General features: G+C 74.3%; 10 protein-coding genes. 1 reads left to right on the top strand and 9 read right to left on the bottom strand.

The features are described 5' to 3' along the window. Positions 1-27: 27 nt before the first annotated feature. The 8 genes from ACFYO5_RS30675 to ACFYO5_RS30710 form a co-directional block, all read right to left on the bottom strand. The gene (locus ACFYO5_RS30675) at positions 28-1,176 is read right to left on the bottom strand and encodes an acyl-CoA dehydrogenase (RefSeq protein ID WP_356565027.1); all 1,149 of its coding nucleotides are present in this window, start codon (positions 1,174-1,176) and stop codon (positions 28-30) included. A 55-nt stretch (positions 1,177-1,231) separates the two neighbouring features. Continuing rightward, complete coding sequence (locus ACFYO5_RS30680) at positions 1,232-3,079, bottom strand: biotin carboxylase N-terminal domain-containing protein (protein WP_388714906.1); 1,848 nt, start codon at positions 3,077-3,079, stop codon at positions 1,232-1,234. A 10-nt stretch (positions 3,080-3,089) separates the two neighbouring features. Beyond that, on the bottom strand, positions 3,090-4,688 hold the full coding sequence (locus ACFYO5_RS30685; protein ID WP_388714909.1) for an acyl-CoA carboxylase subunit beta: 1,599 nt from the start codon (positions 4,686-4,688) through the stop codon (positions 3,090-3,092). Next, a complete protein-coding gene (locus tag ACFYO5_RS30690; protein WP_388714912.1) occupies positions 4,685-6,385 on the bottom strand; it encodes an acyclic terpene utilization AtuA family protein in 1,701 nt (566 codons plus the stop codon). The genes ACFYO5_RS30685 and ACFYO5_RS30690 overlap by 4 nt, the downstream gene beginning before the upstream one ends. Beyond that, positions 6,382-7,176, bottom strand: coding sequence for a TIGR03084 family metal-binding protein (locus ACFYO5_RS30695; protein WP_388714915.1), 795 nt, complete (start codon positions 7,174-7,176; stop codon positions 6,382-6,384). The genes ACFYO5_RS30690 and ACFYO5_RS30695 overlap by 4 nt, the downstream gene beginning before the upstream one ends. Positions 7,177-7,437: 261 nt before the next feature. Then, positions 7,438-8,379: a DMT family transporter gene (locus tag ACFYO5_RS30700; protein ID WP_388714917.1), complete on the bottom strand. Its 942-nt coding sequence runs from the start codon at positions 8,377-8,379 to the stop codon at positions 7,438-7,440. Between the two features lie 153 nt (positions 8,380-8,532). Continuing rightward, entirely contained in the window at positions 8,533-9,657 is a 1,125-nt protein-coding gene (locus tag ACFYO5_RS30705) for a lipid II:glycine glycyltransferase FemX (protein WP_388714920.1), read from the bottom strand. A gap of 220 nt (positions 9,658-9,877) precedes the next feature. Further along, positions 9,878-12,796, bottom strand: coding sequence for an FAD-binding and (Fe-S)-binding domain-containing protein (locus tag ACFYO5_RS30710; RefSeq protein WP_388714923.1), 2,919 nt, complete (start codon positions 12,794-12,796; stop codon positions 9,878-9,880). A 140-nt stretch (positions 12,797-12,936) separates the two neighbouring features. Between ACFYO5_RS30710 and serC the strand changes: the two genes are divergently transcribed. Continuing rightward, a complete protein-coding gene (gene serC, locus ACFYO5_RS30715; RefSeq protein ID WP_388714926.1) occupies positions 12,937-14,055 on the top strand; it encodes a phosphoserine transaminase in 1,119 nt (372 codons plus the stop codon). 88 nt (positions 14,056-14,143) lie between these two features. On the opposite strand, the gene ACFYO5_RS30720 is transcribed toward serC, so the two are convergent. After that, on the bottom strand, positions 14,144-14,323 hold the full coding sequence (locus tag ACFYO5_RS30720) for a DUF397 domain-containing protein (RefSeq protein ID WP_388714929.1): 180 nt from the start codon (positions 14,321-14,323) through the stop codon (positions 14,144-14,146). Positions 14,324-14,327 lie beyond the last annotated feature (4 nt).

Below are 14,327 nucleotides of genomic sequence, written 5' to 3' on the forward strand. Positions count from 1 at the left end.
CTCGCCGGCCGGCGGGTGACCGGACGGTCAGTACGACTTGGGCAGGCCCAGGGTCTGGTGGGAGACGTAGTTGAGAATCATCTCCCGGCTCACCGGGGCGATACGAGCCACGCGCGAGGCCGTTATCAGCGAGGCGAGGCCGAACTCGCGTGTGAGGCCGTTGCCTCCCAGGGTGTGCACCGCCTGGTCGACCGCCTTCACGCAGGCCTCCCCGGCGGCGTACTTCGCCATGTTGGCCGCCTCGCCCGCGCCGACGTCGTCCCCCGCGTCGTAGAGGTGGGCGGCCTTCTGCATCATCAGGCGGGCCAGTTCGAGGTCGATGTGGGCCTGGGCGAGGGGGTGCGCGATGGCCTGGTGGGCGCCGATGGGCGTCTTCCAGACGGTGCGCTCGCGGGCGTACTCGATCGCCTTGCCGAGGGCGAAGCGGCCCATGCCGATGGCGAAGGCGGCCGTCATGACGCGCTCCGGGTTGAGGCCGGCGAACAGCTGGAGCAGGCCCGCGTCCTCGTCGCCGACGAGCGCCTCGGCGGGCAGCCGTACGTCGTCGAGGACCAGCTCGAACTGCTTCTCCACCGCCTGGAGTTCCATGTCGATGGGCCGCCGGGTGAAGCCGGGGGCGTCGCGCGGGACGATGAACAGGCAGGGCTTGAGGCTGGTGCGGCCGCCGTCACGGGAGGCGGTCTCCGTCCGGCCGACGACGAGGGTGGCGTCGGCGATGTCCACGCCGGAGACGAAGACCTTGCGGCCGGTCAGCAGCCAGTCGCCGCTCGCCTCGTCGCGGCGGGCGGTGGTGGTGATGCGGTGGCTGTTGGAGCCGGCGTCGGGCTCGGTGATGCCGAAGGCCATCAGGCGGGACCCGTCGGCGAGGGCGGGCAGCCACTCCCGCTTCTGCGCGTCCGTGCCGAAGCGGGCGATCACCGTGCCGCAGATGGCGGGGCTGACGATCATCATCAGCAGGGGGGATCCGGCGGCGCCGAGTTCCTCCAGGACGAGGGAGAGTTCGGCGATGCCGCCGCCTCCGCCGCCGTACTCCTCGGGGAGGTTGACGCCGATGTAGCCGAGCTTGGCGGCTTCCCGCCAGAGGTCGCCGTGGGGGGAGGCGTGGTGGTTCCTGGCGAAGCCGGACACCGCTGCCCGCAGGGCTTTGTGTTCGTCGGACTCGATGAGGGTGGTCATGGTGGCTCCTTCGCGTGCGGCTCGTCCGTGGCTGGCCGTGCGGTTCCCGACACCCCTAGGAGGCTTGCACCACGGCCAGTAGTGCGTTGACCTCCACCTGCTGTCCCGTCGTCACCGGCAGCGCCGTCAGCGTCCCCGCCGTCGGCGCCGAGATGACGTGTTGCATCTTCATCGCTTCGAGCCACACGATCGGTTCACCCGCCCGGACACTCGATCCGGTGACGAGACCGTCCGCGATCCTGACGATCGTGCCGGGCATCGGGGCCAGCAGGGAGCCGGGCGCGCGCTGGTCCTCGGGCTCGGGGAAGCGGGGCAGGGCGGTGAGGGCGGTGGCGTTCACGTGGACGCGGTCGCCGTACCGGGCCACCCGGAACCTGCGCCGTACGCCGTCCACCTCCAGGACGACGAGGGAGGCGTCGGCGTGGACGACGTGCACGCCGTCCGCCGCGAGGCCGGTCCGGGTGTGGTGGTAGCGGGCCTCGTGCTCCTCGCCCGCCATGCGGTAGCGCCGGATCTGCGGCTGGGAGGGCAGGTTGCGCCAGCCGCCGAAGCGGGAGCGGCCGGGCGCCTCGGCGAGGGCGGCCGCCAGCGGGGCGTACGGGTCGGGGGTCGGCGTGGTGAGGGTCGTGAGGTGGCGGTCGTAGAAGCCGGTGTCCATGCGGGCGGAGGTGAACTCCTCGTGCCGCAGGGAGGCGACGAGCAGGTCGCGGTTGGTGACCGGGCCGTGGACGGTCGCCCTCTCCAGCGCGCCCGCGAGGGCGCGGACGGCCTCCGCGCGCGTGGGGGCGTGGGCGACGACCTTGGCGAGCATCGGGTCGTAGTGGACGCCGATGGCGTCGCCGTCGCCGAAGCCGGTGTCGAGGCGGACCCCGTCGGGGACGGCGAGGCGGTGCAGGGTGCCGGTCTGCGGGGTCCAGTCGGCCGCCGGGTCCTCGGCGTAGAGCCGGGCCTCGACGGCGTGGCCGCGCGCGTGAGGCGGCTCGGCGGCGAGGGCGTGGCCCTCCGCGACGCGGATCTGCTCGGCCACCAGGTCGAGGCCGAAGACGGCCTCCGTGACGGGGTGTTCGACCTGGAGGCGGGTGTTCATCTCCAGGAAGTGGGCGCGGCCGTCGGCGACGAGGAACTCGACGGTGCCGGCGCCGGTGTAGGCCACGGCGCGTGCGGCCCGTACGGCCAGCGCACGCAGTTCGCCCGCGAGTTCGTCGGAGAGGCCGGGGGCCGGGGCCTCCTCGATCACCTTCTGGTGGCGGCGCTGGAGGGAGCAGTCGCGGGTGCCGAGCGCCCAGACCGTGCCGTGGGTGTCGGCGAGGATCTGCACCTCGACGTGGCGGCCGTTCTCCAGGTAGGGCTCGACGAAGACCTCGCCGTCGCCGAAGGCGCTCGCGGCCTCGGCGCGCGCGCCCTCCAGGGCGGGCGTCAGCTCCGCCAGGCGGCGTACGACGCGCATGCCGCGTCCGCCGCCGCCCGCTGCGGCCTTCACCAGCACCGGCAGGTCGGCCTCGGTCACCTCGTCGGCGGCCAGGGGGGCGAGCCCCATGAGCGCCTTGGCGCGGGTCTTGGACGCCATCGCCTCGATCGCCTCGGGCGGCGGCCCGATCCAGACGAGGCCGGCGTCCTGGACGGCGCGCGCGAAGCCGGCGTTCTCGGAGAGGAAGCCGTAGCCGGGGTGGACGGCGTCGGCGCCCGCCGCGACGGCCGCCTTCACGATCAAGTCGGCCCGCAGATACGTCTCCGCGGGCGTGTCGCCCGGCAGCCGTACGGCGGTGTCGGCCACGCGCGCGTGCAGGGCGTTCTCGTCGGCGTCCGAGTGCACGGCGACCGTCCGGATCCCGGACGCACGGCAGGTGCGGAAGACGCGGCAGGCGATCTCGCCGCGGTTGGCGACGAGCACAGAAGTGATCACTGGGGGTTCCTCACATCCGGAAGACGCCGAAGCCGCCCCGCGCGCCCTCGTAGGGGGCGGTGTGGACGGCCGACAGGCACAGGCCGAGGACGGTGCGGGTGTCGCGGGGGTCGATGACACCGTCGTCGTACAGCCGCCCCGACAGGAACATGGGCAGCGACTCGGACTCGATCTGCTGCTCGACCATGGCGCGCAGGGCGGCGTCGCCCTCCTCGTCGTAGGGCAGTCCCCTGGCGGCGGCGGACTGGCGGGCGACGATGGAGAGCACCCCGGCGAGCTGCTGCGGGCCCATCACGGCCGACTTGGCGCTGGGCCAGGCGAACAGGAAGCGGGGGTCGTAGGCGCGCCCGCACATGCCGTAGTGGCCGGCGCCGTAGGAGGCGCCCATGAGGACGGACAGGTGCGGGACCTTCGAGTTGGACACGGCGTTGATCATCATCGAGCCGTGTTTGACGATGCCGCCCCGCTCGTACTCCTTGCCGACCATGTAGCCGGTGGTGTTGTGCAGGAAGACGAGCGGGATGTCGCGCTGGTTGGCGAGCTGGATGAACTGCGCGGCCTTCTGCGACTCGGCGCTGAACAGCACCCCCTGGGCGTTGGCGAGGATGCCCACCGGGTAGCCGTGCAGGCTCGCCCAGCCGGTCACCAGGCTGGTCCCGTACAGCGGCTTGAACTCGTCGAAGTCGGAGGCGTCGACGATGCGGGCGATCACCTCGCGGGGGTCGAACGGCACCTTGAGGTCGCCGGGGACGATGCCGAGGAGTTCCTCGGGGTCGTACCTGGGCGGCTCGGCCGGTCCGGGATCCTCGTACGCCTTGCGGTGGTTGAGGCGGGCGACGATCCGCCGGGCCTGGCGCAGGGCGTCCGGTTCGTCGACGGCGAAGTGGTCGGCGAGGCCGGACACGCGCGCGTGCATCTCCGCGCCGCCCAGCGACTCGTCGTCGCTCTCCTCACCGGTCGCCATCCTCACCAGCGGCGGCCCGCCGAGGAACACCTTCGCCCGCTCCTTGACCATGATCACGTGGTCGGACATGCCGGGGACGTACGCGCCGCCGGCCGTGGAGTTGCCGAAGACGACGGCGACGGTCGGGATGCCGGCCGCGGACAGCCGGGTCAGGTCGCGGAAGATCGCGCCGCCGGGGATGAAGATGTCCTTCTGCGAGGGCAGGTCGGCCCCGCCGGACTCCACCAGGCTGATCACGGGCAGCCGGTTGGTGAGCGCGATGTCGTTGGCGCGCAGGGCCTTCCTCAGCGACCACGGGTTGCTGGCGCCGCCGCGCACGGTGGGGTCGTTGGCGGTGATCAGGCACTCCACGCCCTCGACCACCCCGATGCCGGTGACGAGGGAGGCGCCGACCGCGTACTCGCTGCCCCAGGCCGCCAGCGGGGACAGTTCCAGGAAAGGCGTGTCGGGGTCCAGGAGCAGCTCGACGCGCTCGCGGGCCGGCAGCTTGCCGCGCGCCCGGTGCCGGGCCACGTACTTCTCGCCGCCGCCGGCCAGCGCCTTGGCGTGATCGGCGTCGAGGTCGGCGAGCTTGGCGAGCATGCTGTCGCGGTGGGCCCGGTGGTCGGGGCCGTGGGGGTCCAGCGCCGAGGACAGGACGGTCACAGCAGGTCCTCCGGTATGTCCAGGTGGCGGGCGCGCAGCCATTCGCCGAGCGCCTTGGCCTGCGGGTCGAAGCGGTGCTGCGAGGCGACACCGGCGCCGAGGAGGCCCTCGACGACGAAGTTCAGGGCGCGCAGCCGGGGCAGGACGTGCCGGGTCACGGGGAACGCGCCGCTCTCCGGGATCAGTTCGCGGAACCGGTCGACGGTGAGGGCGTGGGCGAGCCACCGCCAGGCCGCCTCCGACCGCACCCATACGCCCACGTTGGCGTCGCCGCCCTTGTCGCCGCTGCGGGCGCCGGCGACGAGCCCGAGAGGCGCCCGGCGCACGGGCCCGTCCGGCGGCGGCTCGGGCAGCGGCGGCGGCGGTACGTCGGCCAGGCCCAGGGTGTCGGTGGCCGGGGGGACGGGGACGCGGCGGCCGTCGGCGAGGACGGCCACGTGGTCCACCTCGTCCCGCGGGACGTACGCGGCCTCGAACACCCCGTAGGGGGCGCCCCTGCCGGGCGGCGCGAGGACATGGAAGCCGGGATAGCTGGCCAGTGCCAGCTCGACGGCCGCGCCGCTCAGGGCCCGTCCCACCACGGCCCGGTCCGGGTCGCGGACGACGAGGCGCAGCAGCGCGCTCGCCGTCTCCTGCGTGCTCGCGTCGGGCCGGTCGGTGCGGACCAGGTCCCAGCGGACCTCTTGCGGCGCCGGGGTGGCGAGGGCCATCGCCATCTGCCCGCGCACCAGCGCCGCCTTGTCCTCGACGTCCAGGCCGGTCAGCACGAAGACCACCTCGTTGCGGAACCCGCCGATCCGTGTGCGGCCCACCTTGAGGTCCGGCGGCGGCGCCTCCCCGCGCACGCCGTCGATCCGGACGCGGTCGGGGCCGTCCTGGGTGAGCCGTACGGTGTCCAGCCGGGCGGTGACGTCCGGTCCGGCGTACCGGGCGCCGCCCGTCTCGTACAGCAGTTGGGCGGTGACCGTGCCGACGTCGACGAAGCCGCCCGTGCCCGGATGCTTGGTGATGACGCTGCTGCCGTCGGCGTGCAGCTCGGCGAGCGGGAATCCGGGTCTGCGGGCGTCGCGGTGGCCCTCGCGGAAGAAGGCGTAGTTGCCGCCGGTGGCCTGCGTCCCGCACTCCAGGACGTGCCCGGCGACGACGGCCCCCGCGAGCCGGTCGTGGTCGGTGGGGGCCCAGTCGAAGTGGGCGGCGGCGGGCCCGGTGACCAGGGCCGCGTCCGTCACCCGCCCGGTCACCACGACGTCCGCGCCCGCCCGCAGGCAGGCGGCGATGCCGAAGCCGCCGAGGTAGGCGTGCGCGGTGAGGCTGTCGGGATACCGGGGCCCCAGGTCGTCGCCCTCGACGTGCGCGACCCGTACGGCGATGCCGAGCCGGTCCGCCAGCGCCCGTACGGCGTCGGCGAGTCCGGCCGGGTCGAGGCCGCCGGCGTTGGTGACGATCCTGACCCCGCGCTCGTGGGCGAGGCCGAGGGTCTCCTCCAGCTGGCGCAGGAAGGTGCGGGCGTACCCGGCGGAGGGGTCCTTCAGGCGGTCCCGGCCGAGGATGAGCATGGTCAGCTCGGCGAGGTAGTCGCCGGTGAGGACGTCGAGTTCACCGCCGGTGAGCATCTCGCGCATCGCGTCGAAGCGGTCGCCGTAGAAGCCGGAGGCGTTGCCGACGCGCAGGGGCCGTCCAGCGCGCCGGGCCGTCACGGGGTGGCCCCCTTCGGCGGGCGGCCGGTGCCGGGCGGCCCCGCGAAGGCCTGGGCGATGGACAGCCAGCGGTCGGCGTCGGGCCCTTCGGCGCGCAGGGCGAGGTCGGTGCGGTGGGCGCGCCGGGTCACCAGCAGGCAGAAGTCGAGCGCGGGGCCGGTGACGCGCTGGGGGGCGTCCTCGGGTCCGTACGTCCACACCTCGCCTGAGGGACTGCGGAGTTCCACCCGTACGGGGTCGGCGGGGGCGGGGAGCCCGTGCACGCCGAAGGAGAAGTCCCGGGTGCGGACGCCGAGCCGGGCGATGTGCCGCAGGCGGTCGGTGGGGGCGCGGGTGACGCCGAGGGCCTCGGCCACGTCCAGGCCGTGGGCCCAGGTCTCCATGAGGCGTGCGGTGGCGAGGGAGGCGGCCGCCATCGGGGGGCCGTACCAGGGGAAGCGGGCGCCGGCCGGGGCCGTGCGCAGCGCCTCGTCGAGGGCGGCGCGGCCTTCCCGCCAGCGGGTCAGCAGTGCGGCGGGCGGGAGTCCGGCGGCCTCCTCGGCGCCCTGGTCGACGAAGGAGTCTGGGGCGGCGAGGGCGTGTTCGACCAGGGTGCGGAATCCGTCCTCGTCCGTGACGGCGAGGAGGGCGGAGTGGTCGGTCCAGGCGAGGTGCGCGATCTGGTGGGCGACGGTCCAGCCGGGGGCGGGGGTCGGCCGCGACCAGCGGTCGGGACCCGCCCCGGCCACCAGCCGGTCGAGGTCGTCGCTTTCGGCACGCAGGTCGTCGAGCACGGGCGTCGGGTCGGCCATGGGGAGGAGCATGGCAGCGCACCCAGAAACAAGCAAGCATGCTTGCATGATTTGCTGGACGGACCCCGGCCGCCCGCACCGCCGCCCTGGGAGGAGCCCTGCCGGCCCCGGCCCGCAGGGACGGACCCGGCCGCCCGCACCCCCGGAGCAGCCCGCCGGCCCCGGAGCAGCCCGCCGGCCCCGGCCCACCCCGCAGGACGGACCCGGCCGCCCGCTCGCCGTCCTCCCGCCGAGGAGCCTCCAGGCACCCCGCGGGGGCCGTCAGGCCTCCGGGACCGCGGCCGGCCGCCGCCCCACCTGCGTCCGCACCGCGCCCATGCTCGCCGCGATGACCAGGGCGATCGCTGCCGCCTCCATGGCGGACAGGGCCTGGTCGAGGATCAGGAAGCCGGCCGTCGCCGCGAGGGCGGGCTCCAGGCTCATCATGATCGCGAAGGTGGAGGCGGGCATGCGGCGCAGCGCGAGGAGTTCGAGGGTGTAGGGCAGGACGGAGGACAGGACGGCCACTGCCGCGCCCAGGCCGAGCGTCACCGGGTCGAGCAGCTTCGTGCCCGACTCGACGACGCCCAGGGGCAGGAACACCACCGCGCCCACCGCCATCGCCAGCGCGAGCCCGTCCGCCTGCGGGAAGCGGCGGCCGGTACGACCGCTGAAGACGATGTACGCCGCCCACATCACGCCCGCCGACAGCGCGAAAGCGGCGCCCAGCGGGTCGAGGTCGCGGACCCCGCCGCCGAGCAGGAAGACACCGGCGAGCGCGAGCCCGGCCCAGACGAGGTTCAGGGCGCGCCGCGAGACCACGACCGAGAGGGCGAGTGGGCCGAGGACCTCCAGGGTGACCGCGGTGCCCAGGGGGATGCGGTCGACGGACTGGTAGAAGAGGCCGTTCATCGCGGCCATGGTGACGCCGAAGACGACGACCGTGCCCCAGTCGGCGCGGGAGTGCCCGCGCAGCCTCGGCCGGCAGACGGCCAGCAGGACGACGGCCGCGACCAGCAGCCGCAACGCCACCACGCCCAGCGCGCCGGCCCGCGGCATCAGGGTCACCGCGAGGGCGCCGCCGAACTGGACGGACACTCCGCCGGCGAGCACCAGCCCGACCGGGCCGAGGGCGGCCCACCGGCCGGGCGCGGGGGCCGGGCCGGTCGGTGTGGCCGGGGCGGCGGGCTTCCGGCTCGGCGCGGCGGTGTCGCGGGTGCTCACGGGCGGTCCCAAGGTTCGGAGGGTTCGGTGGGCTCGGCGCCAGAAGACCATGGCGTCCATCACGATGTACTGCGCAGTCCAGGGTAATGGACTACGTCAGGGGTGTGAAGTGAATTCGCCACTGTCTCCGGCGCTGCACCGTGCCCGTGTGCCTCAGCGACGCGCCATGTACAGGTCCAGCGCCCGGTGGAGCAGCCGGTTCAGCGGGAAATCCCACTCCCCGAGGTACTCCACCGCCTGGCCGCCCGTGCCCGCCTTGAAGCGGAGGAGGCCGAGGAGGTGGTTCGCCTCCTCCAGGGTGTCGGTGATGCCGCGCAGGTCGTAGACGGCGGCGCCGAGTTCGTGGGCGTCGCACATCATGCGCCACTGGAGGGCGTTGTTGGGCTGCACCTCCCGTCTGCGGACCGTGGAGGCGCCGTAGGAGTACCAGACGTGCTCGCCGACGGTGATCATGGTGGCCGCGGCGAGGATCTCGCCGTCGTGATGGGCGAGGTAGAGCCGCATCCGGTCGGGTCGTTCGGCGTTGAGCGCGGTCCACATGCGGCGGAAGTAGGCCAGCGGGCGCGGGATGAAGCGGTCCCGTTCGGCCGTCTCGGTGTACAGGCCGTAGAAGGCCGCCAGGTCCTCCTGGTCGCCGCGGACGACCTTGACGCCCGCCTTCTCCGCCTTCTTGATGTTGCGCCGCCACTGCTGGTTGAGACCGCCCCGGATCTCCTCCAGCGACCGTCCGGCGTACGGGACCTGGAAGACGTAGCGGGGCTGTCCGGCCGCGAAGCCGTCCTCGCCGCCCGGCTCCGTCTGGCGCCAGCCCGCGCCGCGCAGCCGTGCGGCGACGTCCAGGGCGCGCGCTTCGACGGAGGTGGGCTCCGCGTCCCGCAGCCGCCGGGCGCCGGGATCGGCGATCGCGGCCTTCACGGCGTCGGCGCTCCAGCGGCGCACGACGACGGGCGGCCCCATCTTCACCGAGAACGCGCCCCGCGCCCTGAGGTGGGCGAGCATCGGCTCCAGCCAGCGTTCGGCCAGGTCCGCCGCGAACCAGTCGATCACCGGCCCCTCGGGCAGATACGCCAGGTACCTCTTCAGTTTCGGCAGCGGCCGCAGCAGCACCAGCCCGGCCCCCACGAGCGCCCCCCGCTCGTCGAACCAGCCGAGGCTGTCCGCCCGCCAGTCCGGCTTCACGTCCCCCCACGCGGGAATCTGCGTATGGCTGACGGAGGGGCGGCCCGCGACGAACGCCCGGTGCTCGTCACGGCTGATCGGCTGGACACGCAGGCTCATGCGCGAGGCTCCTTCGGCTGGCTTTCCGGCCAGCGTAGGAGTCGGCCGCGCCCGTGCCGGGGACCGATGCCTGAAGTGCCTGCGTGTCCTCACGCGCGCGCGCCGCGTCGGTGTCCCGGAGACCCGGATCCCGTGACCCGCCGCCGACCCCCGAACCCCCGGCCGACCCGTCCATGAGCCCGTCCCCCGGCACCTCCGCGAGCCGAGGCGGTGTGATGCCTCAGCGACCCGCATCCCGTGGCCCGCCCTCGCCCCCCGACCCCCCGGCCGACCCGTCCATGAGGCTCTCCGTGAGCCCCTCCGCCAGCACCTCCGCGAGATGCCGACCCCGCACGCCCGCCAGTTGTTCGAGCTGGGTCCGGCAGGAGAAACCGTCGGCGAGGACCACCGCGTCGGCGCCCGCGTTCCGCACGGACGGCAGGAGCGTCTCCTCCGCGCAGGCCCGCGACACCTCGAAGTGGTCCTTCCCGAAGCCGAAGTCACCGGCGAGTCCGCAGCAGCCGCCGCTCAGCTCACCGTCGAGCCCGGCGGCCTCGCGCAGGCGGCGGTCGGCCGTGTCGCCCAGGACCGCGTGCTGGTGGCAGTGGGTCTGGCCGACCACGGGGCGGTCCAGGCGGGGCGGCCGCCAGTCGGGGGCGTGGCGCTCCAGGACCTCCGCGAAGGTGAGGACCCGGTCGGCGAGGCGGGCCGCTCGCGGATCGTCGTGCAGCAGCTCGGGCAGGTCGCCGCGCAGGGCGGCCGCGCAGCTCGGCTCCAGGACGACGACCGGCGCGTCCGTCTCCAGCACCGGCCCCATCAGGTCGAGGGTGCGCCGCAGCACCACGCGCGCGTGGTCGAGCTGCCCGGTGGAGACGTACGTGAGCCCGCAGCAGACCCGCTCGCGCCGTGCCGTCAGCAGGGCCGCCGCGCTCCTCGACCGCCCGTCCCCGACCGGCCGCCCCCGCATCCGCAGGTTCGGCGGCAGCGCCACCCGCAGCCCGGCCGCCTCCAGGACCCGGACGGCCGCCCGCCCGACCGAGGGCGAGAGGTGTTCGGTGAAGGTGTCCGGCCACAGCACGACGAGAGGGCCGGAGCCGCCGACGGGCCCCCTCCCCCGCCACCACCGGGTGAACGTCCGCCGGGCCAGCCGCGGAACGTCCCTCTCCACGGCGATCCCGCCCAGCCGCTTCCCGACGTACGCCAACGGCCCCACCCGGGCCGACGCGTTCACCAGCGCCGCGGCGCGCACACGGCTCACCCACCGCAGCCACACCGGCAGGCGCCCCATGCTGTAGTGGCCGGCCGGCCGGCGACGGCCCGCGTAGTGGTGGTGGAGGAACTCCGCCTTGTACGTGGCCATGTCGACCCCGACCGGGCAGTCCGAGCGGCAGCCCTTGCAGGACAGGCAGAGGTCGAGCGCCTCCCGCACCTCCTCCGACCGCCAGCCGTCGGTGACCACCTCGCCGGCGAGCATCTCGTGCAGCAGGCGGGCACGCCCGCGCGTGGAGTGCCGTTCCTCGCCCGTGGCCCGGTAGGAGGGGCACATCACGGCGGGCCCGGACGCCGTCGCCGTACGGCATGCGGCGACGCCGACGCAGCGGCGGACGGCGGCGGTGAAGTCGCCGCCGTCGCCGGGGTAGCCGAAGGCCACGTCGACGGGTTCACGGGGCAGGACGGCGAAGCGCAGGCCGGAGTCGAGGGCGGCGGGGCGCACCAGCGTCCCCGGGTTGAGGAGGTCGTCGGGGTCCCAGACGCCCTTCGCCCGTTCGAAGAGGGCGACCATCTCCTCGCCGTACATGCGCGGCAGCAGTTCGGCGCGCGCCCGCCCGTCGCCGTGCTCCCCGGACAGGGAGCCGCCGTGCGCCACGACCAGGTCGGCCAGCTCCTCCGAGAAGCGGCGGAACCGGCCGACGCCCGCCCCGGTGAGCAGGTCGAAGTCGATGCGCACGTGGACGCAGCCGTCCCCGAAGTGCCCGTACGGGGTGCCGCGCAGGCCGTGCGCGGCCAGCAGGGCGCGGAAGTCCCGCAGATACGGGCCGAGCCGGGCCGGCGGCACCGCGCAGTCCTCCCAGCCGGGCCAGGCCTCCGTGCCGTCCGGCATCCGGGTGGCCGTACCGCTGGCGTCCTCCCGGATCCGCCACAGGGCGCGCTGCCCGGCGGCGTCCGTGACCACGGCCGCGTCCACGACGTCGGCGGCCCGCACGATGGTCTCCGCACGCGCGCGTGCCTCACCGGCCGAGTCCCCGCCCGTCTCCACGAACAGCCACGCCCCGCCGCGCGGCAGCCCCACCGCCGAGGGCACCAGGTCGGCGGCCATGCCCTCGACCGCCAGCGGCCGCAACGGCAGCAGCCCGGCCGCCGCTTCGGCCGCGGCGGCCTCGTCGGCGTACCCGAGCACCGCGAGCGCCCGCGCGCGTGGCGCCTCCACCAGAGCGACCACCGCCTCGGTGAGCACGCCCAGGGTGCCCTCGGAGCCGCAGAAGGACCGGGCGACGTCGGCGCCCTTCTCCGGCAGCAGCGCGTCCAGCGCGTATCCGGAGATGCGGCGGGGCAGCTCGGGGAACCCGGTGCGCAGCCGCGCCAGCTCCCCCTCGACGAGCGCCCGCAGGCCGTCCGGGGCCCCGGCCCACCCCGGTCCGAGCCGCAGCCGCTCCCCGCGCGCGGTGACGACGTCAAGACCACGCACGCTGTCCGCCGTCGTCCCCCAGGCGACCGAATGCGCACCGCACGAGTTGTTGGCGATCATCCCGCCGAGCGTGCAGCGGCTGTGCGTGGACGGATCGGGTCCGAAACGGAGCCCGTGCGGGGCGGCGGCCTCCTGGAGCCGGTCCAGCACCAGCCCCGGCTGCACGACGGCCGTCCGGGCCCCGGCGTCCAGCGCGACCAGCCGGTTCAGATAGCGGGTGAAGTCCAGCACGATCCCCGTACCGGTGGCCTGCCCCGCGATCGACGTGCCCCCGCCGCGCGGCACGACGGGCACCCCGTGCGCCCGGCACACCTCCAGTACGGCGGCCACGTCGTCGGCGTCCCGGGGGGCGACGACCCCGACGGGGACCCGCCGGTAGTTGGACGCGTCCATGGTGACCAGGGCCCGCGAGCCGGCATCGAACCGGACGTCACCGCGGACGGCCCTGCGCAGCTCGGCCTCGAGATCCGACATGGGTCAAGCAAACCAGCTCGTACGGCCGATCGTCAGAGGACGCCCGCCCCTCCCCGCCCGCCGCGTCCGCCCCGCCCGACCGGCGTCTCACCGGACGGACCACGTTTCGACCACGTTTCCCCACCGGATACGCTCGCCCCGTGGCTGAGATCCGGATTCCTGCTGACATCAAGCCCGCCGACGGTCGATTCGGCGCTGGCCCCTCCAAGGTGCGGGTGGAGGCGCTGGACGCCCTGGCCGCCACCGGCACGTCGCTCCTCGGCACCTCCCACCGCCAGGCCCCGGTCAAGAACCTGGTCGGCCAGGTGCGCGAGGGCATCTCCCAGCTGTTCCAGCTCCCCGAGGGCTACGAGGTGGTCCTCGGCAACGGCGGCTCCACCGCGTTCTGGGACATCGCGACCCACGGTCTGATCGAGAACAAGTCGCAGCACCTCACCTTCGGCGAGTTCAGCTCCAAGTTCGCCAAGGCCGCGAAGCTGGCGCCGTGGCTGGCCGAGCCGACGGTCATCTCCTCCGACCCCGGCACCCACCCCGACCCGCGGGCCGAGGCGGGCGTCGACGTGTACGCCTTCACGCACAACGAGACCTCGACCGGTGTCGCGGCCCCGATCAAGCGGGTCGAGGGTGCCGACGAGGGCGCGCTGGTCCTGGTCGACGCCACGTCGGGCGCGGGTGGCCTGCCGGTGGACATCGCCGAGACGGACGTCTACTACTTCGCCCCGCAGAAGTCCTTCGCCTCCGACGGCGGCCTGTGGATCGGCGTGTTCTCCCCGGCCGCGATCGAGCGCGCCGAGCGCGTCCACGCGTCCGGCCGCCACGTCCCGGAGTTCTTCTCGCTCCCGACGGCGATCGACAACTCCCGCAAGGACCAGACGTACAACACCCCGGCCCTGTCCACCCTCTTCCTGCTCAACCAGCAGCTGGAGTGGATCAACGGCCAGGGCGGCCTCGACTGGTCGACCGCCCGCACCAAGGACTCGTCGACCCGCCTGTACGGCTGGGCCGAGGAGTCCAAGCACGCGGCCCCGTTCGTGTCGGACCCCGCCAAGCGCTCTCAGGTCATCGGCACGATCGACTTCACCGACGAGGTGGACGCGGCGGCCGTCGCCAAGGTCCTGCGCGCCAACGGCATCGTCGACACCGAGCCGTACCGCAAGCTCGGCCGCAACCAGCTCCGCGTCGCCATGTTCCCGGCGATCGACCCGGCGGACGTCGAAGCCCTCACGAACTGCGTCGACTACGTGATCGAGCAGCTGTAGTACGCCCCGACACGACCCGCACGACAGGCAAGGGCGCCCGGTGCAAGCCGCACCGGGCGCCCTTCGCACGTCCTGCTCCGAAGGCCCCCTACGCGAACTGCCGCAGGAACGCCTGCCAGCTCCGACCGGACACGGCGATCAGCGGACCGTCCTGCCGCTTGCTGTCACGGACGGCACGGTCGTCGGCGGTTGTGGCGGCCACCTCGACACAGTCGCCCTGCTGTCCGGAGTACGACGACTTGCGGAAGCTGCCCACAACCTCGGTCAAGGTC

The organism is Streptomyces sp. NPDC006259, assembly GCF_042870975.1.
GTDB lineage: Bacteria > Actinomycetota > Actinomycetes > Streptomycetales > Streptomycetaceae > Streptomyces.